The 23,792-nt window shown below is 73.7% G+C and carries 17 protein-coding genes; 8 read left to right on the forward strand and 9 right to left on the reverse strand.

Going from position 1 to position 23,792, the window contains the following annotated elements:
- Positions 1-6 precede the first annotated feature (6 nt).
- Positions 7-873 carry an aldo/keto reductase gene (locus Sdagh_RS30140; protein WP_189412851.1) on the reverse strand — a complete coding sequence of 289 codons (867 nt, stop codon included), beginning with the start codon at positions 871-873 and terminating at the stop codon, positions 7-9.
- Between the two features lie 198 nt (positions 874-1,071).
- Between Sdagh_RS30140 and Sdagh_RS30145 the strand changes: the two genes are divergently transcribed.
- A complete protein-coding gene (locus tag Sdagh_RS30145; RefSeq protein ID WP_190077266.1) occupies positions 1,072-1,719 on the forward strand; it encodes a DNA-binding response regulator in 648 nt (215 codons plus the stop codon).
- 137 nt (positions 1,720-1,856) lie between these two features.
- Here Sdagh_RS30145 and Sdagh_RS30150 read toward each other — a convergent pair whose 3' ends face one another.
- A complete protein-coding gene (locus Sdagh_RS30150; protein ID WP_226535961.1) occupies positions 1,857-3,011 on the reverse strand; it encodes a helix-turn-helix domain-containing protein in 1,155 nt (384 codons plus the stop codon).
- 237 nt (positions 3,012-3,248) lie between these two features.
- Complete coding sequence (locus tag Sdagh_RS30155; protein ID WP_190077583.1) at positions 3,249-4,700, reverse strand: MFS transporter; 1,452 nt, start codon at positions 4,698-4,700, stop codon at positions 3,249-3,251.
- A 77-nt stretch (positions 4,701-4,777) separates the two neighbouring features.
- Between Sdagh_RS30155 and dusB the strand changes: the two genes are divergently transcribed.
- Positions 4,778-5,920 carry a tRNA dihydrouridine synthase DusB gene (gene dusB / locus Sdagh_RS30160; RefSeq protein WP_190077584.1) on the forward strand — a complete coding sequence of 381 codons (1,143 nt, stop codon included), beginning with the start codon at positions 4,778-4,780 and terminating at the stop codon, positions 5,918-5,920.
- Positions 5,921-6,706: 786 nt separating this feature from the next.
- Here dusB and Sdagh_RS30165 read toward each other — a convergent pair.
- Positions 6,707-8,650 (reverse strand): amylo-alpha-1,6-glucosidase, encoded by a 1,944-nt coding sequence (locus Sdagh_RS30165; RefSeq protein WP_189412862.1) that lies wholly within the window; start codon positions 8,648-8,650, stop codon positions 6,707-6,709.
- 265 nt (positions 8,651-8,915) lie between these two features.
- On the opposite strand from Sdagh_RS30165, the gene Sdagh_RS30170 reads away from it, so the two are divergent.
- From Sdagh_RS30170 to Sdagh_RS30180, 3 genes are all read left to right on the forward strand, one after another.
- Positions 8,916-10,181 (forward strand): ROK family protein, encoded by a 1,266-nt coding sequence (locus Sdagh_RS30170; protein WP_189412864.1) that lies wholly within the window; start codon positions 8,916-8,918, stop codon positions 10,179-10,181.
- Positions 10,182-10,600: 419 nt separating this feature from the next.
- The gene (gene ppdK / locus Sdagh_RS30175) at positions 10,601-13,330 is read left to right on the forward strand and encodes a pyruvate, phosphate dikinase (protein ID WP_189412866.1); all 2,730 of its coding nucleotides are present in this window, start codon (positions 10,601-10,603) and stop codon (positions 13,328-13,330) included.
- A gap of 252 nt (positions 13,331-13,582) precedes the next feature.
- The gene (locus Sdagh_RS30180) at positions 13,583-14,047 is read left to right on the forward strand and encodes a hypothetical protein (protein ID WP_190077585.1); all 465 of its coding nucleotides are present in this window, start codon (positions 13,583-13,585) and stop codon (positions 14,045-14,047) included.
- Between the two features lie 13 nt (positions 14,048-14,060).
- Here Sdagh_RS30180 and Sdagh_RS30185 read toward each other — a convergent pair whose 3' ends face one another.
- Entirely contained in the window at positions 14,061-14,624 is a 564-nt protein-coding gene (locus Sdagh_RS30185) for an excalibur calcium-binding domain-containing protein (RefSeq protein ID WP_190077586.1), read from the reverse strand.
- Positions 14,625-14,731: 107 nt separating this feature from the next.
- Complete coding sequence (locus Sdagh_RS30190) at positions 14,732-15,889, reverse strand: alkaline phosphatase PhoX (RefSeq protein WP_190077587.1); 1,158 nt, start codon at positions 15,887-15,889, stop codon at positions 14,732-14,734.
- Positions 15,890-16,163: 274 nt separating this feature from the next.
- On the opposite strand from Sdagh_RS30190, the gene Sdagh_RS30195 reads away from it, so the two are divergent.
- Together Sdagh_RS30195 and Sdagh_RS30200 are read left to right on the forward strand one after the other, a co-directional pair.
- Positions 16,164-17,378, forward strand: a complete 1,215-nt coding sequence (locus Sdagh_RS30195; RefSeq protein WP_190077588.1) for a cytochrome P450 — start codon at positions 16,164-16,166, stop codon at positions 17,376-17,378.
- A gap of 9 nt (positions 17,379-17,387) precedes the next feature.
- Positions 17,388-18,470, forward strand: coding sequence for a type III polyketide synthase (locus Sdagh_RS30200; RefSeq protein ID WP_189412876.1), 1,083 nt, complete (start codon positions 17,388-17,390; stop codon positions 18,468-18,470).
- Between the two features lie 167 nt (positions 18,471-18,637).
- On the opposite strand, the gene nirD is transcribed toward Sdagh_RS30200, so the two are convergent.
- From nirD to Sdagh_RS30215, 3 genes are read right to left on the reverse strand one after another with little or no spacing between them, the layout of a single operon-like run.
- Positions 18,638-19,003 (reverse strand): nitrite reductase small subunit NirD, encoded by a 366-nt coding sequence (gene nirD, locus Sdagh_RS30205; protein ID WP_189412878.1) that lies wholly within the window; start codon positions 19,001-19,003, stop codon positions 18,638-18,640.
- Positions 19,000-21,603: a nitrite reductase large subunit NirB gene (gene nirB, locus Sdagh_RS30210; RefSeq protein ID WP_190077589.1), complete on the reverse strand. Its 2,604-nt coding sequence runs from the start codon at positions 21,601-21,603 to the stop codon at positions 19,000-19,002. Before nirB ends, nirD begins: the two co-directional genes overlap by 4 nt.
- Positions 21,603-22,817 (reverse strand): NAD(P)/FAD-dependent oxidoreductase, encoded by a 1,215-nt coding sequence (locus Sdagh_RS30215; protein WP_189412882.1) that lies wholly within the window; start codon positions 22,815-22,817, stop codon positions 21,603-21,605. The genes nirB and Sdagh_RS30215 overlap by 1 nt, the downstream gene beginning before the upstream one ends.
- 163 nt (positions 22,818-22,980) lie before the next feature.
- On the opposite strand from Sdagh_RS30215, the gene Sdagh_RS30220 reads away from it, so the two are divergent.
- Positions 22,981-23,763 carry a sulfite exporter TauE/SafE family protein gene (locus Sdagh_RS30220; RefSeq protein WP_189412885.1) on the forward strand — a complete coding sequence of 261 codons (783 nt, stop codon included), beginning with the start codon at positions 22,981-22,983 and terminating at the stop codon, positions 23,761-23,763.
- Positions 23,764-23,792: the final 29 nt, after the last annotated feature.

Raw genomic sequence — 23,792 nt, forward strand, 5'->3', positions numbered from 1 at the left:
GGCCCTTCAGCCGAGGTCGGTGAGGTCGGCGAGGTCCTTCTCGGTGAGGGTGATCCGGCCGGCCGCGACGTTCTCCTCCAGGTGGGCGACGGAACCGGTGCCGGGGATGGCCAGGGTGACGGGCGAGGCGGCGAGCAGCCAGGCCAGGGCGATCTGCGGGACCGTCGCGCCGTGCCGGGCGGCGACCTCGGCGAGGCGGTCGCCGGTGAGCGCGTCGAGGCCGCCGCCCAGCGGGAAGTACGGCACGAAGGCGATGCCGGCCTCCTCGCAGGCGCGCAGCAGCTCCACGTCGTCGCGCCGCGCGGCGTGGAAGTGGTTCTGCACGGCGGCGACGGGCGCGACGGCACGGGCCTCCGCGAGGTGCCCGGCGTCGATGTGGCTCAGCCCGAGGTGCCGGATCAGGCCCTCCTCGCGCAGCGCGGCCAGCGCCTCGAAGCGGGCGGCGACCGACTCGCCGCGCGGCGGCGGGGCCATGCCGCCGATCCGCAGGTAGACCAGGTCGAGGCGGTCCACGCCGAGGGTCTCCAGGTTCTCCTCGACCAGGGCCCGCAGGCCGGCCGGGTCGGTGATGGCCTCCAGACCGCCGTCCGGGGTGCGCACCGGGCCCACCTTGGTGGCGATCACCAGGCCGTCCGGGTAGGGGTGGAGGGCCTGGCGGATCAGGTCGTTGGCGCGGACGCCGTGGTCGTCGCTGGCGTAGAAGGCGGCGGTGTCGATGTGGTCGACGCCGAGTTCCACGGCGCGGCGCAGGACGGCGCGGCCGGTCTCCGGGTCGCGGGCCGGGCCCAGGAAGGAGTTGGTGGGCAGCCGCATCGCGCCGAAGCCCATCCGGTTGATCACGAGGTCGCCGCCGAGGCGGAAGTCGTTGCTCATGGGTCCAGCGTCGGCGGCGGACGCTCCGGCCGCGAGGCGCTGGCAGCTTGCTGCCATCCGGCAGGTGCCGTCGGGCAGGCCCGTGGGCAGGCCCCCTGACGGCGGGCCCCGTGGGGCAGGTCCCGTACGACAGGTGCCGTCGGGCAGGCGCGACCGGGCACGCCCCGTCGAGCAAGCCCCGTCCGGCAGGATGGAGGCGTGGCCGAAACCTTGACGATCCGTGGTGACGCGGAGTTCCTCGCCCGTACCGGGCACCTGTTCTCCTCGATGCGCGAGGAGTTCGTCTGCGCCGCCCGCGACCTCACCACCTGGCCGCGCCCCGACGCCGGCCGGGCCACCCGCGCGCGGGTGAGCGGCAGCGGCGTCCGGCACGTACGCAAGCTGATGAGCCCGTTCGCGCTGGCCGACGAGACCTCCCGCGCGCACCTGCGCGAGCTGGCCGGCGAGGGCGCCCGGGTGCGGATCGCCGCCGGCGCCCTCCCGTACGAGGCGATCGTCATCGACCACCGGTACGCGATCCTCGCCGGACCGGCCGGCTCCGGGGAGCGCGTGTACACGGTGACCACCGAGCCGGCCCTGGTCGGCGGGGTCCACTCCCTCGTCGAGGCGGTCTGGGAGGCGGCGGCCGACCTCGGCGCGTTCCTGCGCGCCGAGCGGCCCCTTCTGGACGGCGGCAGCCGGGCCGTCCTGCGCGCCCTGGGCTCGGGCGCCACCGACGAGAGCGCCGCCCGCGACCTGGGCCTGTCCCTGCGGACCTACCGCCGCCGGGTCGCCGGGCTCCTCGCCGCCCTCGACGCGGAGTCCCGTTTCCAGGCGGGGCTGCGGGCCGGCGAGCTGGGCCTGTGACCGGGCGGTCCGGCTACCGGCCGATCAGGAACCGCTGCCGGGCCGCCGTACCGCCGCCGTCCGGCGCCGTCGCGCAGGGCTCCACCGCCGCCGCGCCGGCCATGTCCGCGCCGCCGCGGATGCCGACGCGGGTCCGGCTACCGGCCGATCAGGAACCGCTGCCGGGCCGCCGTACCGCCGCCGTCCGGCGCCGTCGCGCAGGGCTCCACCGCCGCCGCGCCGGCCATGTCCGCGCCGCCGCGGATGCCGACGCACAGGGTGGGGTCCCCCTCGGGCCGCAGCCGCCAGCCCGGGGCGCCCTCGGCCCGTTCGATGCGGAAGAGCTGCGCGGTGCCCGGGACGGCGCAGTCGTTCCAGGGCTCCAGCAGGTTGCGGAACTCGCCCTCGCCGAGGAGGGTCAGGCAGCCCTTGCCGTTGCTCGGGTGGTCCCACTGGACGCGGTACCGCCCGCCCTCCGACCGCACCAGGGACGTCGTCGGCGGTACGGCCTGCGCGCACGGGCGCTGCACCGCCACCGTCTTGTACTCGCCGCGCTCCGACCGTACGTTCCCCTCGGTCAGGCACAGCTCGGGCGCCGACGCCGGCCGGATGCGGGTCACCCCCGGCGCGGGCCCCGGCCCGAGGGAGGCGTCCGGCCCGTCCCCGTCCGTGGGCAGCAGCACGACCGCGCCGACGGCGAGCAGCGCGACCGCCGCCAGCGAGGCCACGGCGACGAGGGGCGCGGTCCGCGGGAGAGCGCCCAGCTTCCGAGCACGGGGCGCGGACCGGTCCTCGTGCGGGTGACCGGCAGCGGGTGCGGAGCCGGACCCCGGCGAGGAACCGGGACCGGAGCCGGCGGGACCGGGCCTGGCCTCCGAGCCGGAACCAGACCCGGCGTCGGCCCCGGAACCGGAACCAGAACCGCCATCGGAACCGAAACCGCCATCGGAACCGGAACCGGAACCGACACCGACATCGGACCCGAGGCCGGCCCCCGCCCCCGCCGCCGTCGACACGGACACCGCCACCAGCCGCTCCCGCGCCGCCAGCCACCCCGCCCGTTCCTCCCCGTCCACCCCGCACGCCCGCACCAGCGCGGAGACGACCTCGGCGCGCGGCAGGGCGTCCCGGCGCAGTACGTCCGCGAGCGTGCTGCGGGCCAGGACGTCACCCCGCTCGGCGGCCCGCACCTCCAGTTGCCGGTACGTCAGTCCGCTGCGCTCCTTGAGCCGCCGCAGCAGGGCGACGTACTCGGCCGGGGTGCGCGCGGCACCCGGCTCCAGCGTGGCTCCCTTGTCCCCCGTCGACGCCATGCGGTCATTGTGATCGCGCGCACAACGCCGGACAACCCTCGCCCCGGCCACATCCGGCGCCCTGACGGCACTGTCCGGCCACGCCGCTGACCTGCCCGGACAGCCGCGATCCTGTCCCGGACAGGGAAACCGTTGCCGGACGGCGTCCCGGCCCGCCAGGATCGATCACGGCACGACGGCCGGCCGCACGGGGGGAGGGCCGGCCGTCGTCGCACGACCCGGTCCCTCCCGAGCGGCTCAGGTCCTCGCGCGGGCCGCGCCCGGCACCTCCGCGTCGGCCGGTTCCAGCCGCCGCGCCGCCCGCAGGGCCGTACGGCGGGCCCAGCCGCCGGTCGTCACCGCCCCCAGCACCAGTACCGCGAGACCGCACCCGGCGAGAATCCACCAGCCGGGCCGCGCGGCGGAGACGAACGCCGCCGCGTACGACGATCCGCTGACGCCCGCGGCCAGCACCGCGCCGAGCACCGCCACGCCGAGGGTCTGGCCGAGCTGGCGGCTGGTGGAGGCGACGGCGGCGGCCACGCCCGCCTGGGCGCGGGGCATGCCGGAGACGGTGGTATTGGTGATGGGCGCGTTGACGAAGCCGAAGCCGACGCCGAACAGGAGGTACCCGAGGAAGAGGGTGATGTCCGTGGTCTCCGCCTCGAACGCGGCGAACAGCACCCCGCTCGCCGTCATGGCGCCGCCCGCGATCAGCAGCGGCAGCCGCGGCCCCCGGCTGCCCACCAGCCGTCCGGACAGCGGGGCGCACAGGAAGGTCGGGACCGCCATCGGCAGCATCCACAGACCGGCGTGCAGGGCGCTCAGCCCGCGCACGTTCTGGAGGTAGAGCGTGGACAGGAACAGGAACCCGCCCAGCGAGGCGAACGCGGCGACCGCGATGAGGGTGGCCCCGCTGAACGGCGCTGAGCGGAAGAACCGCAGGTCGATCAGGGGCTGGGCGCGGCGCGGCTCGTGGACCAGCAGCCCGGCCAGCGCCGCCACGGCGACGGCGGCGTACGGCAGCACGGCGGTGAGTCCCGCGTTCGGCGCCTCGATGATCGCGTACGTCAGGCCGGCGAACAGGGCGATCACCAGCACCTGGCCCAGCGGGTCGGCGCGGCGGGCCCGCGGGGCGCGGGACTCGGGGACGTACCGCAGGGTGAGCAGCAGGGCGGCGAGGCCCACCGGGAGGTTGACCCAGAAGATCGAGCGCCAGCCGACCGACTCCACCAGCACCCCGCCGACCAGCGGCCCGGCGGCCATGGAGATGCCGACGACCGCGCCCCACACACCGATGGCGCGGGCGCGTTCGCGCGGGTCGGTGAAGGTGTTGGTGATGATCGACATGGCGACCGGGTTGAGCATCGAGCCGCCCACCGCCTGCACCATCCGGAACGCCACCAGCGACGACAGGTCCGGCGCGAGCGAGCAGAGGAGCGAGCCCAGCGTGAAGACCACCAGGCCCGCCATGAAGACCTTCTTGCGGCCGATCCGGTCGGCCGTCGAGCCCGCGAGCATCAGCAGCGCGGCGAGGACGAGGGTGTAGGCGTCGACCGCCCACTGGAGACCGGAGGTGCTCGCGTCCAGGTCTCGTTGCAGGGCGGGCAGGGCGACGTTCAGGACCGTGTTGTCGATGCTCACGATGAGCAGGCTCATGCAGCAGATCGCGAGCACGAGCATGCGGCGGCGACGGGTCAGCTCGGGCATGGGCTCATCGTACGCCGATGTCAATAGTGTGCCTAACTAATGAAGTTTGCCATTCCATTGCACGGCACAATGGAGGAATGTCCACGACCGGCCCCGCGCCCCTGAAGATCGGCCCGCACACCGTCCAGCCGCCCGTCGTCCTCGCCCCGATGGCCGGGATCACCAACGCGCCCTTCCGCACGCTGTGCCGGGAGTTCAGCGGCGGCAAGGGCCTGTTCGTCAGCGAGATGATCACGACGCGGGCGCTGGTCGAGCGCAACGAGAAGACCATGCAGCTGATCCACTTCGACGCGAGCGAGACGCCGCGCTCGATCCAGCTGTACGGCGTCGACCCGGCCACCGTCGGCAAGGCGGTCCGCATGATCGTGGACGAGGACCTCGCCGACCACATCGACCTCAACTTCGGCTGCCCGGTCCCGAAGGTGACCCGCAAGGGCGGCGGCTCCGCCCTCCCCTTCAAGCGGCCCCTGCTCCGCGCGATCCTCCGCGAGGCCGTCACCGCCGCCGGCGACCTCCCGGTCACCATCAAGATGCGCAAGGGCATCGACGACGACCACCTCACCTACCTCGACGCCGGCCGGATCGCCGTCGAGGAGGGCGTCACGGCCGTCGCCCTGCACGGCCGTACGGCCGCCCAGCACTACGGCGGCACCGCCGACTGGGAGGCCATCGCCCGCCTCAAGGAACACGTCCCGGAGATCCCGGTGCTCGGCAACGGCGACATCTGGTCGGCGGAGGACGCGCTGCGCATGGTCCGCGAGACCGGCTGCGACGGCGTGGTCGTGGGCCGCGGCTGCCTGGGCCGGCCGTGGCTCTTCGCCGATCTGGTCGCCGCCTTCGAGGGCCGCGAGGACCGCGCCCGGCCCACCCTCGGGCTGGTCGCCGACGCGATGATCCGCCACGCGACCCTGCTCGGGGAGTGGATCGGCGACGAGGCCCGCGGCGTCATCGACTTCCGCAAGCACGTCGCCTGGTACCTCAAGGGCTTCGCGGTCGGCTCCCAGATGCGGGGGCGGCTCGCGGTCACCTCCTCCCTGGCCGAACTCCGGTCCGGCCTGGACGAACTCGACCTCGACCAGCCCTGGCCGGCCGGCGCCGACGGCCCCCGCGGCCGCACCTCCGGCAACAACCGGGTGGTCCTTCCCGATGGCTGGCTGAAGGACCCGTACGACTGCGCGGGCGTCGGCGAGGACGCGGAACTGGACACCTCCGGCGGCTGACCCGGCCTCCGCTCCCGACAGCGCGCCCGATGCCCGCCGACACCGGCCGGGTGACGGGCGGGCGTGGTGGGTGGCCGCGCTCACCGGTGGCACGGCGGTGCCGGCGGGCTGGGTCACCACCAGGGGGAACGTGCGCGCGGCCCGCACCCAGGTGGAGGCGACGACACTCGGCGGCTCCTGAATCCTTCAGGGGCGCGAGGAACCGCGCACGCCATCCTCGAACGACCCGCACCTTCGACGGCACCGGCCGCCGCAACGCCTTCAGGGGCGCGAGGAACCGCGCGCCCACCCCTCCACGCCCCGCACCCTTGCAGGAGACCATCCCCGCACCCTCCTCAGGGGCGCGAGGAACCGCGCACGCCATCCTCGAACGACCCGCACCTTCCAAGGCACCGGCCGCCGCAACGCCTTCAGGGGCGCGAGGAACCGCGCGCCCACCCTTCCACGCCCCGCACCTTCCAAGGCACCGGCCGCCGCAACGCCTTCAGGGGCGCGAGGAACCGCGCGCCCACCCTTCCACGCCCCGCACCTTTGCGGGAGACCATCCCCGCACTCCCCTCAGGGGCGCGAGGAACCGCGCACGCCATCCTCGAACGACCCGCACCTTCGACGGCCCCGGCCGCCGCAACGCCTTCAGGGGCGCGAGGAACCGCGCGCCCACCCCTCCACGCCCCGCACCCTTGCAGGAGACCACCCCCGCACCCCCCTCAGGGGCGCGACGCACGCACTCCTCGGCGCCCCGCACCCCCGACGAACCCCCGGCGCCCCTCCCGGCCGTCGGAGACCTCACGCTCCGCCGACCGCCGTCAGCAAAGCCAACGGCGCCGCCGCCGCCCGCGACTCCCGGTCGCACGCGTGCGGGTACGGCACCGGCTCCGGATGGCTCTCCCGCCCGTACCCGGCCAGCACCTCCGGCAGCCGGTGCCCCGCCGCCGTGGCCGCGTCGATCATGCCGTGCGCCACCGTCCGCGCCTCGTCGTGCAGCCCGTAGCGGGCCAGCCCCAGCGCGATCAGCGCGTTGTCGTGCGGCCACACCGACCCCCGGTGGTACGACAGCGGGTGGTACGCCGGCTGGCCGGCCGCCAGCGTCCGCACCCCCCACCCGGAGAAGAAGTCCGGCTCCAGCAGTCGCCGCCCGACCAGCTCCCCGTACTCCTTGTCCAGCAGCCCCGACCAGAGCAGATGCCCGGCGTCCGAGGCCAGCGCGTCCACCTGGCGTCCCGCGCCGTCCAGGGCGAGGGCGGGGAAGGAGCGCTCCGGCATCCAGAAGTCCCGCTGGAAGCGGTCGCGCAGATCACCGGCCGCCTGTTCCAGGAGCAGGGCGTACGTCTCGTCCGCCCACACCGCGCGGGCCAGCCACGCCGTGCGGCGCAACGCGTCGTACGCGTATCCCTGCGCGCCCGCCGCCGCGACCGCGCCGGAAGGCCGGGTGCCGTCGGCGTGGCAGACCGCGCCGGGGGAGTCCTTCCAGTTCTGGTTGGCGAGGCCGCCCCGGTCGGCGCGGTAGACGAGGTAGCCGCGCGAGGTCAGCCCGCCGTGGTCCAGCATCCAGCCGACCGCCGCCCGCGCGTGCGGCTCCAGGCGCCGGGCCGTCGCCGTGTCCCCGGTCCGTTCCACGTACGCCCCGAGCAGCACCAGGAAGAGCGGGGTGGCGTCCACCGAGCCGTAGTACCGCCCGTACGGCACCTGCCCGAAGTGCGCCAGCTCACCGTGCCGTACCTCGTGCACGATCTTGCCGGGGGTGGCCACCGGGTCCCGGGCCGCCGTCCGCGCGGTCGCCTGCGTCGCGGCGAGCGCGGCCAGCGTGGCGGCGGCCGGCTCCGGCCGGTACGGCAGCGTGAACAGCGAGGTCAGCAGGGCGTCACGGCCGAGCAGCGTCAGGAACCAGGGCGCCCCGCCGGCCGGGACGCGCAGTTCCTCGCCGTCCGGGCCGGTCGCCGGCACCTGGAGCGCGGCCAGGTCCGCGAGCCCGCGCGCGCAGGCCGCCGCCAGTTCCGGCCACCCGGCCGGGAAGGCCACGTCCCGGGCGAAGGCGTCCTCCTCGGCGAGCAGCCGGCGCACGGCGGCGCCAGGGGAGCGCGGCACCCGCACCGCCCGCCGGTGGCCGTGCGGCCGGGCCAGCACCCGCAGCACCAGCTCGGCGGTGCCGTGCGGCGGCAGGTCGAGCGCCCACACCAGCCGCCGGGCCCCGGTCCCGGTCTCCTCCACCGCGTCCGGCGCGGGTTCGGAGGTGACCGTGGTGACCGAGCGCCACTCGCCGCGCCGGTAGGCGAACTCCACGCCGTGCGCCATGACCTGCCGGGAGCGGGTGGCGCCGGTCTTGGCGTACGTACGGTGGTCGGCGCGCAGCTCGAACTGGTCGGCGAAGTCGGCGTCGGCGGTGACCGCGAGGCGGACCGTCGCGTCCACCGGGCGATTGCTGGTCACCCGCAGCGACTCGACGAACGACCCGTCCCCGACGGCCTGTTCCCGGAACAGCGTGTACGCCGGCGGCTCGTCGCGTCCGCCGCGCGGCACCAGCACGCAGCGGGCGCTGTCCCCGGCCGTGACCGGGGTGAGGGCCTCCGGCACCGCGCCGTCCACGGTCAGCTGCCACCGGCTCAGATGGCGCGCGTCCCGGACGAACAGGCCGTCCGGCGCGCCCCCGCCCCGCACCCCGCTGATGTCCCCGTGGTCGCCCACGGCGGCGAAGGTGCCGCCGTACACGAGCAGATGGTGACGGTCGGTCATGCTCGGTCCCCTCCCTGGTCGCCGCCATACTGGTGTCCGGGGTGCGCGAAGGAGTCCGAGGCCGTGAGGGGGTCCAGGTGCGCGGTGGGGCGGGCGGTGCTGGAGCGGGTGGTACTGGGACTGGTGACTCGGGTCATGCGGTCCACTCGGGGCTCCCCGAAGACGTCCGGCCGGCCGATTCGGCGGCGGCCACCGTAGAGTTACGTCTATTTAACACGCAAAACCCACTATGTAATGCAGGGTTGGGAAACACAAGGGGGTGCGCATGACCGAACAGCCCGGTACGAGCCGGACATCCGGACGGGACGGAAAGGACGGCGCCACCAGGAGGAGCGGCCAGGCCGGCGCGGGTGACCTGCTCGCCCTGGTCCGCAGCGGCCGGGCCACCACACGCGGCGCGCTCCAGCAGGCCACCGGCCTCTCCCGGGCCACGGTCGGCCAGCGCCTCGACCGTCTCTTCCGCGCGGGCTGGCTGCGCGAGGGCGCGGGCGGACCCGTCGACTCCCCGCTGGGCGGACGCCCCTCCATCACCCTGGAGTTCGACGACGAGCACGCCGTCGTCCTCGCCGCCGACCTGGACACCCGGCACGCCCGCGCGGCCCTGCTCACCCTGACCGGCGAGACGGTCGCCGAACGGGCCGGCACCCTGGTCGTCGAGGACGGCCCCGAGGTGGTCCTCGGTGAACTGGGACGCTGGTTCGCCGAGTTGCTGGAGAAGGCCGGCCGCGGCGTCGACGCGGTGTGCGGCATCGGGCTCGCCGTCCCCGGCCCGGTCGAGTGCGACACCGGCCGGGTGGTGCAGCCGCCGATCATGCCGGGCTGGGACGGCTACGACATCCGGGGCCGGCTCTCCCGCGCCGTCGCCGAACACGCCGGTGCGGCGGCCGCGTCCCTGCCCGTGCTGGTCGACAACGACGCCAATGCCATGGCCTACGCCGAACAGCGCGCCGCCCACCCGGACGCCTCCGCGTTCGTGCTGGTCAAGGTGTCGACGGGGATCGGCGCGGGGGTCGTGGTGGACGGCTCCATCTACCGGGGCACGGACGGCGGGGCCGGGGACATCGGCCACATCCGCGTCCCCGAGGGCGCCCAGGCGCTGTGCCGGTGCGGCTCCTACGGCTGTCTGGCGGCCGTCGCCAGCGGGGGCGCGGTGGCGCGGCGGCTGACGGCGGCCGGGGTGCCCGCGGAGTCGGGCTCGGACGTACGGCAGCTGCTGGCGGCCGGGCACCCGGAGGCGGTCGCGCTGGCCCGGGAGGCCGGGCGGCTGGTCGGGGACGTCCTGGCGACCGTCGTGACCCTGCTCAACCCCGGGGTGCTGATGATCGCCGGGGATCTGGCCGGAACCCCCTTCCTCACCGGCGTGCGCGAACTGCTCTACCAGCGGGCGCTGCCGCGCTCCACCGCCCATCTGGAGGTCGTCACCTCCCGGCTCGGCGAGCGGGCCGGGCTCGTCGGCGCGGGGGCGCTGGTGGTGGAGCACCTGTACGCGCCCCAGCGGGCCGAGGAGCGGCTCTCCGCGCTCGGCGTGTGAGCGGGGGTGTGACGGGGGTGTTTCCGTCCCGGTGCGGCGTCCGCATGGTGGAATTCCGGCGGCTGCGGCAGCGTGATTCTCGCCACCCTTGATAAGGGTTCCGCTCAGATGAGCGGATCATGAGCGGCTGTACTTCTGGAAGGGGTGGCACTCGGTGCCACCCCTTGATCGTTCATCGATCGAACTCAGACGTGTCAAATGCCGCTCATGTGAGCAGTGCGGAACGGGTGGGTGGCCCCTTTCCCTTCAAGGAATGAACGCGGGGAGGCGAAGCGGCTTGCCTTTCCTTGACTTTCGATCCGCTGGCGGACGAGTGGTTACGGGCGTATGACGCGCAAGCAGACGTACCCAGACGCCTTCGATCTGGGTACATTCCTCGCCGTCAGGGCAGCCACCGCGTCCTCGAGGAGTCGAGACCCGTGTCGGAAAACAAAGATCCCCAGGATCCTCAGGCAGCGAAGTTCGTTTACGACTTCACCGAGGGCAACAAGGACCTCAAGGACCTGCTCGGGGGCAAGGGCGCCAACCTGGCCGAGATGACCAACCTCGGCCTCCCGGTCCCGCCCGGCTTCACCATCACCACCGAAGCCTGCAAGACCTACCTCGACAGCGGCGAGGAGCCGGCGGCACTGCGTGACGAGGTGAGTGCGCACCTCGACGCCCTCGAAGCGCGGATGGGCAAAAAGCTCGGCCAGCCCGACAACCCCCTCCTGGTCTCCGTCCGCTCCGGCGCCAAGTTCTCCATGCCCGGCATGATGGACACGGTCCTGAACATCGGCCTCTCCGACACGTCGGTACAGGGCCTGGCCGCCCAGGCCGGTGACGAGCGCTTCGCCTGGGACTCGTACCGCCGCCTCATCCAGATGTTCGGCAAGACCGTCCTCGGCGTCGACGGCGACCTCTTCGAGGAGGCGCTGGAGAAGGCGAAGACGGCCAAGAAGGTCACGGTCGACACCGAACTGGAGGCGGCCGACCTGAAGAAGCTGGTCACCACCTTCAAGAAGATCGTGAAGAAGGAGGCCGGCCGGGACTTCCCGCAGGACCCGCGCGAGCAGATGGACCTCGCCATCAAGGCGGTCTTCGACTCCTGGAACGGCGACCGCGCCAAGCTCTACCGCCGCCAGGAGCGCATCCCGCACGACCTCGGCACCGCCGTCAACGTCTGCTCGATGGTCTTCGGCAACCTCGGCCCCGACTCCGGCACGGGCGTCGCCTTCACCCGCGACCCGGCCTCCGGCCACCAGGGCGTCTACGGCGACTACCTCCAGAACGCCCAGGGCGAGGACGTCGTCGCGGGCATCCGCAACACCGTCCCGCTGGCGGAGCTGGAGCGGATCGACAAGAAGTCGTACGACCAGCTCATGCGGATCATGGAGACCCTGGAGAACCACTACAAGGATCTCTGCGACATCGAGTTCACCATCGAGCGCGGCCGGCTGTGGATGCTCCAGACCCGGGTCGGCAAGCGGACCGCCGGTGCCGCCTTCCGGATCGCCACCCAGCTCGTGGACCAGGGCCTGATCGACGAGGCCGAGGCGCTCACCCGGGTCAACGGCGCCCAGCTCGCCCAGCTGATGTTCCCCCGCTTCGACGAGTCCGCGAAGGTGGAGCAGGTCGGGCGGGGCATCGCGGCCTCGCCGGGCGCCGCGGTCGGCAAGGCGGTATTCGACTCGTACACGGCCGTGAAGTGGTCGCGTTCGGGCGAGAAGGTCATCCTGATCCGCCGGGAGACCAATCCCGACGACCTCGACGGCATGATCGCGGCGGAGGGCATCCTCACCTCGCGGGGCGGCAAGACCTCCCACGCGGCCGTGGTCGCGCGCGGCATGGGCAAGACCTGTGTCTGCGGCGCGGAGGAGCTGGAGGTCGACACCAAGCGGCGCCGGATGACCGTGCCCGGCGGGCACGTGGTCGAGGAGGGTGACGTCGTCTCGATCGACGGCTCCTCCGGCAAGGTCTACCTGGGCGAGGTCCCGGTCGTGCCGTCCCCGGTCGTGGAGTACTTCGAGGGCCGCATGCACGCGGGCGCGGAGGACGCCGGCGAGCTGGTCGAGGCCGTCCACCGCATCATGGCCTTCGCCGACCGCAAGCGCCGCCTGCGGGTGCGGGCCAACGCCGACAACGCCGAGGACGCGCTGCGCGCCCGGCGCTTCGGCGCCCAGGGCATCGGCCTGTGCCGCACCGAGCACATGTTCCTCGGCGACCGCCGCGAACTGGTCGAACGCCTCATCCTGGCCGACACCGAGGCCGAGCGCGAGGAGTCCCTCAAGGAACTCCTCCCCCTCCAGAAGCGGGACTTCGTCGAACTCTTCGAGGCGATGGACGGCCTCCCGGTCACCATCCGGCTCCTCGACCCGCCGCTGCACGAGTTCCTCCCCGACATCACGGAACTCTCCGTCCGCGTCGCGCTCGCCGAGTCCCGGCAGGAGCCCCACGAGAACGAACTCCGCCTCCTGCAGGCCGTCCACCGCCTGCACGAGCAGAACCCGATGCTGGGCCTGCGCGGCGTCCGTCTGGGCCTGGTCATCCCCGGCCTGTTCACCATGCAGGTCCGGGCCATCGCGGAAGCGGCGGCCGAGCGCAAGGCCGCCAAGGGCGACCCGCGCGCCGAGATCATGATCCCGCTGGTCGGCACGGTCCAGGAGCTGGAGATCGTCCGTGAGGAGGCCGACAAGGTCGTCGCCGAGGTCGAGGCGGCCTCCGGCGCGCACCTCAAGCTCGCCATCGGCACGATGATCGAGCTGCCCCGCGCCGCGCTGACCGCCGGGCAGATCGCGGAGTGCGCGGAGTTCTTCTCCTTCGGCACCAACGACCTGACCCAGACGGTGTGGGGCTTCAGCCGCGACGACGTCGAGGCGTCCTTCTTCACGGCCTACCTGGAGAAGGGCATCTTCGGCGTCTCCCCCTTCGAGACGATCGACAAGGACGGCGTCGGCTCCCTGGTCGCCGCCGCCGCGAAGGCCGGCCGCGCCACCCGCCCCGACCTGAAGCTCGGCGTCTGCGGCGAGCACGGCGGCGACCCGGAGTCCGTCCACTTCTTCCACGAGGTGGGCCTGGACTACGTCTCCTGCTCCCCGTTCCGCATCCCGGTCGCCCGCCTGGAGGCGGGCCGCGCGGCGGTCCGGTCCACCGGCAGCGACCACCGCTGAACCTCCGGACCGCCACCGGTCACCCGACCACCCTCACCGGCCGACGGCGACTCCGGTTCACGAAGAGAGGGCGGCACCCGTGCGGGGGCGCCGCCCTCTCGGGCGTTCCCGGCGCGGAACGGCTCCGCGTGCGCCGTGCGCGCACGGGTGAGCCGTCCCCCACAGGGATGGCCCCCCACCGCCCCCCGGGTGCCGGGGGCGGGTGGGGGAAGGCTTCGCGGGTCCGATCAACTCCTGCCGGAGGGAACCGTTTTGAGTACTCCCGCGTCGTCCTCGTTCCGTGTCACCAGTGCTCCCGATGTCGTGTACGGGGTCTGGGGTGACAAGCGGTTCGAGACCGCGTCGGCCGACTGGGTGCAGGTGCCCGGTGCCGAGGTCGAGCTGAAGTTCGGTGAGGGGCATCCTTCGTTGGGGGCGCGGTTCGTGGCCACGTTCAGTGCCGAGGCCCTGTGCGAGGACAACAACAGGGACGGGCAGGGCGTCCTGCACGCCACCGTGTTCTTCGGTGACGAGCAGGGTGCGCCGGTGAGTGAGAACCACCGGTTCGCGACCGCCCGCGGCAACCCGGAGTGGTCGAGTCACACGCTGATCCGGACGGCGCGGTTCGAGCCGCGACCCGGCAGCCGTGACGTCAGCGCGCGGGTGAAGCTGAAGGTGAGCGGGGCCGGTGGCGGCGTGCAGAACTGGTTCCTGAAGGTCGAGCGGTTCAGCCTGTAGGGCCGCCGGCCCGCTATTCGCAGCCGGTCCCGTCCCCGTCCCGGTCCAGGTGACGGCCGTAGCCGGGGTCGCCCGCGTGGACGGGGGCGGCTCCGGCGGCGCGGGCGGCGTCGCAGTTCCGGTAGTAGACGGAGCCGCCCCCGGAATCGGAGCCGGAGCCGGAGAAGGTGTCGTCCTCGGCGGCTTCCTCCGTGACCGTTTCCCCGACCGTCTCGGTCACGGTGACCTTGACCGTCTCCTTCGCGGTCACCGTCTCGGCCGGTTCGGGTTCCAGCGTCTCGGTCGCCGTCTCGGTCACGGTGACCGTCGGGCGGGCGGTGGCGGCCACCGCCTTCGCGCCGGCCTCCGTGCCGTCCGTACCGCCGTCGCCGCCGGCGCCGATGCCGGCGCCGAGGAGCAGCGCGAACGCCAGCGCGGGCAGGACGTACCGCTTCCGGGCCCACTTGGGGGCGGGACCGGAGGCGGCGCCGGGCGGGACCGGGTGCGGGCCGTACGGGCCGTACGGGGGCTGCGGAGGCGGCGGGTACGGCTGGTTGTACGGGGCACGCGGGGTGCGCGGGTCGTACGGACTGCTCATGAGGTCCCCCTGCGACTGCGGTGGTGCGTGAGGGGACGACCGTACGGCGGGCCGCCGGATCGTGGAGGCCCGGTGACGCTTTTGTGATGCGTCCGTGCCACTGGTGGTCAGGTGCGGAACGGTCCCCGCACCTCGTAGGTGATCCCGCCGGACGAACTGCCGCTCGTGCCGCGCTGGCTGGAGAAGTAGAGCCGGGTGCCGTCGGGGGAGAAGGCCGGGCCGGTGATCTCCGAGCCGGACTGGCCGTCGATCCGCAGGAACGGCGCGATCACGTCGTCCGGCGTGATGACGCAGATCTCCATGTTCCCGCCGTCCTCCGCCACGAACAGGTCGCCGGAACCCGTACCGGTGACGTTGTCGACACCGGTGAGCGGGGCCGTGCCGCCGGTCACCAGGGAGTCGTCGTAGGCGAGTTCGAGGGTCTGCGCGGCGGCGTCGTACTGCCAGACCCGGTTGTCGCCCTTGGTGGTGAACCAGCAGACGCCGTCGGCGTAGTAGCAGCCCTCGCCGCCGTTGAAGCGCTTGGCGCCGGACACCTGGTCGCGGGTGGCGGTGGCGCCGGTCGGGTCGGGGACCCTCGCCCAGGTGACCGGGCCGCTGGTGGCGGTCCCCGCGACCAGCACCTCCAGGGTGCCGGCGGACAGGTCGCCCCAGGCCGTCGGGCGGAAGCGGTAGAAGCAGCCGTCGGTGACGTCCTCCGTCAGGTAGACGACCCGGCGGACCGGGTCGGCCGCCGCCGCCTCGTGCTTGAAGCGGCCCATGGCGTCCCGGCGGACGGCCGCCTGCACCCCCCAGGGGTCGGTCTCGTAGACGTAGCCGCGGTCCACCTCCTCACAGGACAGCCACGTGTTCCACGGGGTCCTGCCGCCCGCGCAGTTGGTGCGGGTGCCGGACAGGACGCGGTACGCGGCGGTGACCGCGCCGGTCGCGGAGAACCGCACCGCGCTCGCGCCGCCGCCCGGGATGACCTCCGAGTTGGAGACGTAGATCCAGCCCGTGCCGTCGGCGTAGCAGGCGCCGCCGTCCGGTGCGTCGTGCCAGGTGTACGAGGTGCCGGGGACCGTCTGCCGGGACCGGGCGACGACCCGGCTGGTGAAGCCGGCCGGAAGCCGGATGCCGTTGGCGTCCGCCGCGCCCAGCGCCCCGTAGGGTCCGCTGCCGGGCTGGGCGGGCGCGGCGTACGCGGCGCCGCGCCACAGGGTGCCGCCCAGGGCGGCGGAGGTGCCGCCGAGGGCGACCGCGCGCAGGAGGGTACGACGTTCCACGTTCACTCCAGGGGTGCCGTGGCCGCCCCGCCGCCGGGTGACGGCGGGGTCGTACGGTCAGGGACCCTAGGGGGACAGGATGGACAAGCCATGGCCATGCCATGACCGCCCGTCGAATCCGCGGTGCCCGCATCGACCGCGTCCGAGGAGTGAAGTCCACCCATAAGAGCGGTTTATCGCTTGATGAGGTGTTCGCCGCCGGTGGCGGGTATCGGCCCGGCAGGCCCGCGCTCCGGATGCGCCGGGCCTCGCGCTGAAGGGGGGAATCACCGCGATGACTGCCGCGGAGATCGAATCGGCAAGGACGTGCCCGTTCCGGCACGACGACGCCCTGGAACCCGACCCGTACCTGACCCGGATGCGGACCGAGGCACCCGTGGCCCGCGTCCGCATGCCCTACGGGACGGGCACCTGCTGGCTGGTGACCCGCTACGCGGACGTGCGGACCGTCACCTCGGACCGGCGGTTCAGCCGGGCCGCGCTGGCCGGCCGGGACTTCCCGAGGATCACCCCCGAGCCCATCGCCCAGTCCGAGGCGATCAACCTGATGGACCCGCCCGCGCTCAACCGGGTGCGCCGCCTGGTCGTCAAGGCGTTCACCACGCCCCGGGTCGAGGCGCTGCGCCCGTGGACCCAGCGGACCACGGACGCGCTGCTGGACACCATGGCCGAGCACGGCTCGCCGGCCGACCTCGTCGCCCACCTCGCCGACCGGCTGCCGCTCATGACCATCAGCCAGCTCATGGACATCCCCGAGGCGGACCGGCCGCGGCTGCGCCGCTGGGCGATGGCGATGATGTCGATGAGCGCCGCCGACCGGGCCTCGGCCGTCGAGGCGAAGGCCGCGCTGCGCGCCTACTTCACCGAGCTGACCGCCGCCCGGCGCCGCGCCCCGGGCGACGACCTGATCAGCTCGATGGCCACCGCCCGCATCGGCGAGGAGACGCTGGACCAGGACGAACTGGCCGTCCTGGCCATGCTCCTGCTGGTCACCGGCCACGACACCACCACCTACGACATCTGCAACAGCGTCTACACCCTCCTCACCCACCCCGACCACCTCGCCCAGCTCCGCGCCCGCCCCGGACTCCTCCACCAGGCCCTGGAGGAACTGCTCCGCTTCATCCCGTTCCGCCAGGGCGTCGGCATCCCCAGGGTGGCCCTGGAGGACGTGGAGCTGGGCGGCCGGCTCATCCGCGCGGGCGACACTGTGCACGTGTCGTACCTGACCGCCAACCGCGACGGCCTGGTGTACGAGCGGCCCGACGAGCTGGACTTCGAACGGGAGGCACCGGCCCCGCACATGGCCTTCGGCTACGGCAGCCACCACTGCCTCGGCTCCCACCTGGCCCGCATGGTCCTCCAGGTCTCCGTCGGCACGCTCCTCACCCGGTTCCCCGGGCTGCGGCTGGCCGTGCCCCCGGAGGAGGTGCGGTGGAACACCGTGTCGATCTGGCGCTATCCGCTCGCCCTCCCGGTGACCTGGTAGGGCCCGGACATGGCCACGTTGTGCAGGCCGGCCATCGCCGTGCCCGAGCACGTCATCACCCGCGAGCAGACCCTCGACCTGGCCAGGGAGCTGCACGCCGGCCACCCGCAGCTCAAGCTGGCCCTGCGCCTGATCGCCAACACCGGGGTGCGCACCCGGCACCTGGTGCAGCCCATCGAGGAGACCCTGCGCCACCCCGGCTTCACCGCGCGCAACGCCCGGTACGAGAGGGAGGCCAAGGCGCGGGTCCCCGAGGCCGCGCTCCGCGCGCTGGCCCACGCCGAACTCACGCCCCGTGACATCGACATGATCGTCTACGTGTCGTGCACGGGCTTCATGATGCCGTCGATGACCGCCTGGCTCATCAACACGATGGGCTTCCGGCCCGAGACCCGGCAACTGCCGATCGCCCAGCTCGGCTGCGCCGCCGGGGGCGCGGCCATCAACCGCGCCCACGACTTCTGCACCGCCTATCCCGGGGCGAACGTGCTGATCCTGTGCTGCGAGTTCTGCTCGCTGTGCTACCAGCCGGCCGACCTGGCCGTGGGCAACCTGCTGTCCAACGGCCTGTTCGGCGACGCGATCGCCGCCGCGGTCGTCCGTGGCCGGGGCGGCACGGGCGTACGGCTGGACCACAACGGCTCCCACCTGGTGCCCGGCACCGAGCGGTGGATCGCCTACGACGTCCGCGACACCGGCTTCCACTTCATGCTCGACAAACGGGTGCCCGGCACCATGGCCGACCTCGCGCCCGCCCTGCGTGCCCTGGCCGAGCTGCGGGACTGGGACATCACCCGGCTCGGCTTCTACATCGTCCACGCGGGCGGCCCCAGAATCCTGGACGACCTGTCCACCCACCTCGACCTGCCGCCGGCGATGTTCCGCTACAGCCGGGCCACCCTCACCGAGCGCGGCAACATCGCCAGCGCGGTCGTCTTCGACGCCCTGGAACGCCTCTTCGCCGACGGCGGCGCCGGTCCCGCGGACCGGGGCGTGATCGCGGGCTTCGGCCCGGGCATCACCGCCGAGATCGCCCTGGGCACCTGGTGCGGCGCCGAAGCGCCGGTCAGCGCGGCACCGCCACCGCGGTGAACGTCGTCTCCGGTGGCCGCGGGCTGGTGGAGCGGCCGCCGGCCGGCCGCCCCGGGTCCCGTCGGCGGTCCCCGCGTGCGACGGGAACGGCGGGACGGGACCCGGTGGGCCCCGGGACGTCTCGACAGCGCAGGCGGACCCGGGAGCCGGCCGGCGGCGAAGGGGCGCTACCCGGCCACGTCGGCGGTCGCCCGCACCTCGTACGCCGTCACCCGGACCGACTCGTCGTCCAGGCACTGCCCGGTGGCGAGGTCGAAGCGCTGCTTGAGGAGGGGGGAGGCGACGAAGGGGCGGCCCTGGTGGGTGCCGGTCAGACCGCGGGAGAGGACCGCCGCGCCCGTGAACGGGTCGCGGTTGTCGATCGCGTACAGCTCGCCCCGGCGGTCGCGGAACAGGGCGGCCTGGGCGCCGTCGGGCAGGAGCACGGCCACGCCGCGGCCCGGGAAGAGGGTGCCGAGGTCACAGGCCGTGAACCAGCCGTCGGTCAGGCGGAGCCGGACCCGCAGGTCGGTCGTCTCGGGAGCCAGGGTCATCGCTGGGCGCTTCCTTCCAGGGTTTCCAGGGTTTCCAGAGGGCGGTGGCCGATGGAGAGCAGCGGCAGGTCGGGCTTGATCTGGTCCCGCTCGGGGACGAAGGAGACCAGCGGGTCCGGGGTGTCCGGGGCGTTGACGAAGGACACGAACCGGGCCAGCTTCTCGGGGTCGTCGATGGTCTCGGCCCACTCGTCGCGGTAGCCGGCCACGTGCGCGGACATCAGCGCCTCCAGCTCGTCGCAGATGCCGAGCGAGTCGTGCACCACCACGTCCCGTACGTGGTCCAGGCCGCCGGGGACGCGCTCCAGCCAGGTGGAGGTGCGCTCCAGCCGGTCGGCGGTGCGGATGTAGAACATCAGGAACCGGTCGATCAGCCGGACCAGTTCGGCGTCGGAGAGGTCCTGCGCGAGGAGGTCGGCGTGGCGCGGGGTGGCACCGCCGTTGCCGCCGACGTACAGGTTCCAGCCGGCCGCGGTGGCGATGACGCCGAAGTCCTTGGACTGCGCCTCGGCGCACTCGCGGGCGCAGCCCGAGACGGCCGACTTCAGCTTGTGCGGGCTGCGCAGGCCCCGGTAGCGCAGCTCCAGGTCGATGGCCATGCGCACCGAGTCCTGGACGCCGTAGCGGCACCAGGTCTGCCCGACGCAGGACTTCACCGTCCGCAGGGACTTGCCGTACGCGTGCCCCGACTCGAAACCGGCGTCGACCAGCCGCGCCCAGATCGACGGCAGCTGCTCCACCCGCGCGCCGAACATGTCGATGCGCTGACCGCCGGTGATCTTCGTGTAGAGCCGGAAGTCGCGGGCGATCTCGCCGATGACGATGAGCTTCTCCGGGGCGATCTCGCCACCGGGGATGCGCGGCACGACGGAGTACGAGCCGTTCTTCTGGAGGTTGGCCAGGAAGTGGTCGTTGGTGTCCTGGAGGGCGGCCTGCTCGCCGTCGAGGACATAGCCGCTGGCGCCGATCGTCGGGGCGAGGGAGGCGATGATCGAGCCGACGGTCGGCTTGCAGACCTCGCAGCCGTCGCCGCCCCGGGCCTCCTCGCGGCCGTACCGGTCCAGCAGGTCCTGGTACGAGGTGATCCGCAGGGCGAGGACGATCTCGTACAGCTCCTCGCGGGTCTGCCCGAAGCAACCGCACAGGCCCTTGTCGACCTCGACACCGCTCGCCTCCAGCTCGGCGGTGACGAGCTGGCCGATCACCTTCACGCAGGAGCCGCAGCCGGTGCCGGCCTTGGTGCACTTCTTCACCTCGGGCACGGTGACGCACCGGTGGTCGGTGACCGCGCCGCGGATCGTGCCCTTGGACACGTTGTGGCAGGAGCAGATGACCGCGTCGTCGGGGAGGGCGGACGGGCCGAGCTGGACGGGCGCCCCGGCCCCGGCGGGCAGCACCAGCGACTCCGGCGGCACCGGCGGCACCGAGCCGGTGAACGCCTTCAGCGTGCCGTACGCCTCCGCGTCCCCGACCAGGATGCCGCCGAGCAGCGTGCCGTCGCGGCCGATGACCAGCTTCTTGTACAGGCCGGCGCGGGAGTCGGAGTAGACGACGTCCAGGCAGTCCTCGGCGGTGCCGTGCGCGTCGCCGAAGGACGCCACGTCCACGCCGAGCAGCTTCAGCTTGGTGGACAGGTCGGCGCCGGTGAACGCCGCCTCGTCGCGGGCGAGGGTGGCGGCGACGGTCACGGCCTGCTCGTAGCCCGGCGCGACCAGGCCGTACACCCGGCCGTCCGCCGCGAGGGCGCACTCCCCGATGGCGAAGACGTGCGGGTCGGTGACGGTCCGGCACTGCTCGTCCACCGCGATGCCGCCGCGTTCGCCGACCGCCAGTCCGCAGTCCCGGGCGAGCTGGTCGCGGGGGCGGACACCGGCGCTGAACACCACCAGGTCGGTGGCGAGTTCGGAGCCGTCGGACAGCTTCATGCCGGTGACGGACCCGTCGGGGCCCACGACGATCTCCTGGGTGCCGACGCCCGTGTGCACGGACAGACCCATGTCCTCGATGGTCCGCAGCAGGGCCGCGCCGCCGCCCTCGTCCACCTGGACGGGCATCAGCCGGGGCGCGAACTCCACGATGTGCGAGGTGAGCCCGAGCCCCTTCAGCGCGCCCGCCGCCTCCAGGCCGAGCAGTCCGCCGCCGACCACCGCGCCCGTCGTCGCCGTCTTGGCGTACTCCTCGATGGCGAGCAGGTCCTCGATCGTGCGGTACACGAAACAGCCGGCCGCGTCCTTGCCGGGGACCGGCGGCACGAACGGGTACGAGCCGGTCGCGAGGACCAGGACGTCGTAGTCGAAGACCCGCCCCGACCGCGCGGTGACCTTCCGGGCGTCCCGGTCGACCGTCTCGGCGGCGTCACCGACGTACAGCTCGATGCCGTGCTCCTCGATGAACGCGAGGTCGGTCATCGACAGGTCGTCCGGGGTCTTCCCCGAGAAGTACGAGGTGAGCTGGACCCGGTCGTAGGCGGGGCGCGGCTCCTCGCACAGCACGACCACGCGGTGCGTGGCGGTCAGGCCGCGCTCGGCGAGCGCTTCGAGGAAGCGCTGGCCGACCATGCCGTGGCCGATGAGCACGATGGTCGTCTGGTCCGTGGACATCAGGAGCCTCCGTCGTTGGTGAGCAGGTGGAGCAGGGGGCCGTCGTCGGGGAGCGGCTCTGCTCCCTCCCAGGCGCGGGCGAGCGCGCCGACGGTGCCGAGTTCGCCGACGAGGACCCCGCCGACCAGGCGGTCGTCGCGGACGACGACCTTGCGGTACGTGCCCCGGGTGGCGTCGGCGAGCCGCACCACGTCGTCGCCGGGACGGGGGTCGGTCTCACCGAACGCGGCGAGGTCGAAGGGGCTGTCCGGCCCGGTCAGGGTGAGCCGGGTCAGCGAGCGGGTGCCGGTGTAGCGGGCGGCCGGGTCGCCGGCCAGCGACCGGGCGAGGGCCTCGGCCTGCTCCAGCGCGGGCGCGGCCAGCCCGTACAGCGTGCCGTCGTGCTGCGCGCAGTCCCCGACGGCGCGGATGCGCGGGTCGGAGGTGCGCAGCTCGTCGTCGACGACGACGCCCTTGCGCACCTCCAGTCCCGCGTCCGCCGCGAGCCCCGTGCGCGGCCGCACCCCGCAGGCCAGCACCACCAGGTCGGCGTCGAGCGCGTACCCGTCGGCCAGTTCCACCGACCGCACCGCCCCGCCGACCGTGCGCACGTCGCGCACCCGGCACTCGGTGTGCACCTCGACGCCCAGGTCGGTCAGGTGCCGCCGGACCAGCGCGGACGCGGCGGCGTCGAGCTGACGCTCCATCAGACGCTCGGACTGCTGGGCGAGGACGACCTGCGCGCCGCGCAGGGCCAGCGCGCGGGCGGCGGAGACCCCGAGGAGCCCGCCGCCGATGACGACCGCCCGCGCGCCCGGCCGGACCGCCCCGGACAGCGCCAGGCAGTCGTCCAGGGTGCGGAAGGCGTGCACGCCCCGGGGCAGTTCGCGGTCGGCGGTGAACAGGCCGCGCAGCGGCGGCAGCACGGCGTTGGACCCGGTGGCCAGGACCAGCGTGTCGTATGCGATCACCGTGCCGTCGGCGCGGGTGACGGTCCGGGCGGCGCGGTCGATGCCGGTGACCCGGCCGCGCACCAGGCCGGCGGGCTCGGGCAGGGCGATCACCTCGGCGCCGTAGCGGCCGGCGAGGACCTCGGCGAGCAGGACCCGGTTGTACGGGCGGTGCTCCTCCTCGCCGATCAGCACGGCGGGCGTGCCCAGCTCACCGAGGCGCCGGGTGAGGGTGACACCCGCGAGCCCGGCGCCGATCACCACCACACGCGTATTCGAGGTCATGCCACCGAGCGTGCGGTGCCGGTGTTACCCGGTGGCATCACGTCTGTTTCCCGCGCGGAACGCTGCCCTCAGCGGCGGCGGGACGGAGCTGTGAGGGGCCGGGCCGTGAGGGGCCGGGGCCGTGGGAGGCCGAGCTGTGAGGGGCCGGGATATCGTCATGATCATGCCCGACATATCACTGCTGACGATCGCCCTGCTCTGTCTCGCGGCCCTCGCGGCCGGCTGGATCGACGCCGTGGTCGGCGGCGGCGGGCTTCTGCTGCTGCCCGTCCTCCTGCTCGGCCTGCCCGCCGGCACCCCGGCCGCGCACGCGCTCGGCACCAACAAGGCGGTCGCCGTCGTCGGCACCACGGGCGCGGCGGTGACCTACGCCCGCAAGGCGCCGGTCGACGTCCGCACCGCCGTGCGCATCGGCCTGGCGGCGCTCGCCGGCTCGTCGGGAGGGGCCTTCTTCGCGGCCGGGATGAGCACCGAGGTCCTCAAGCCGGTCATCATGGTCGTCCTGCTCGCGGTGGCCGCCTTCGTCATCCTCCGCCCGGCCTTCGGCACCGCCCCGGCCGCCGGCCCGGCCACCCGCCGCCAGATCCTCGCCGCGATCGGCCTCGCGGGCCTCGGCATCGGCTTCTACGACGGTCTGATCGGCCCCGGCACCGGCACCTTCCTCGTCCTCGCCCTCACCGCGGTGCTCCACCTCGACCTGGTGACCGCCTCCGCCACCGCCAAGATCGTCAACTGCTGCACCAACGCGGGCGCGCTCGCCACCTTCGCCTGGCAGGGCGCGGTGCTGTGGCAGCTCGCCGCGCTGATGGCCGTCTTCAACCTCGCCGGCGGCATGCTCGGCGCCCGCACCGCCCTGAAACAGGGCAGCGGCTTCGTCCGGATCGTCCTGCTGACGGTGGTCTTCGCGCTGGTGGCGAACCTGGCGTACGAGCAGTGGCTGGCGTGAGAGGGGAAACCGGGCCGGCCCGCCGCGGG

Source organism: Streptomyces daghestanicus (genome assembly GCF_020521275.1).
Taxonomy (GTDB): Bacteria; Actinomycetota; Actinomycetes; order Streptomycetales; family Streptomycetaceae; genus Streptomyces; species Streptomyces griseoviridis.

Coding starts and splice junctions, on each gene's coding strand:
- Sdagh_RS30140 (WP_189412851.1), bottom strand. CDS start 873: ATGAGCAACGACTTCCGCCTCGGCGGCGACCTCGTGATCAACCGGATG.
- Sdagh_RS30150 (WP_226535961.1), bottom strand. CDS start 3,011: ATGGCGTCGACGGGGGACAAGGGAGCCACGCTGGAGCCGGGTGCCGCG.
- Sdagh_RS30155 (WP_190077583.1), bottom strand. CDS start 4,700: ATGCCCGAGCTGACCCGTCGCCGCCGCATGCTCGTGCTCGCGATCTGC.
- dusB (WP_190077584.1), top strand. CDS start 4,778: ATGTCCACGACCGGCCCCGCGCCCCTGAAGATCGGCCCGCACACCGTC.
- Sdagh_RS30165 (WP_189412862.1), bottom strand. CDS start 8,650: ATGACCGACCGTCACCATCTGCTCGTGTACGGCGGCACCTTCGCCGCC.
- Sdagh_RS30170 (WP_189412864.1), top strand. CDS start 8,916: ATGACCGAACAGCCCGGTACGAGCCGGACATCCGGACGGGACGGAAAG.
- Sdagh_RS30185 (WP_190077586.1), bottom strand. CDS start 14,624: ATGAGCAGTCCGTACGACCCGCGCACCCCGCGTGCCCCGTACAACCAG.
- Sdagh_RS30195 (WP_190077588.1), top strand. CDS start 16,164: ATGACTGCCGCGGAGATCGAATCGGCAAGGACGTGCCCGTTCCGGCAC.
- Sdagh_RS30200 (WP_189412876.1), top strand. CDS start 17,388: ATGGCCACGTTGTGCAGGCCGGCCATCGCCGTGCCCGAGCACGTCATC.
- nirD (WP_189412878.1), bottom strand. CDS start 19,003: ATGACCCTGGCTCCCGAGACGACCGACCTGCGGGTCCGGCTCCGCCTG.
- nirB (WP_190077589.1), bottom strand. CDS start 21,603: ATGTCCACGGACCAGACGACCATCGTGCTCATCGGCCACGGCATGGTC.
- Sdagh_RS30215 (WP_189412882.1), bottom strand. CDS start 22,817: ATGACCTCGAATACGCGTGTGGTGGTGATCGGCGCCGGGCTCGCGGGT.
- Sdagh_RS30220 (WP_189412885.1), top strand. CDS start 22,981: ATGCCCGACATATCACTGCTGACGATCGCCCTGCTCTGTCTCGCGGCC.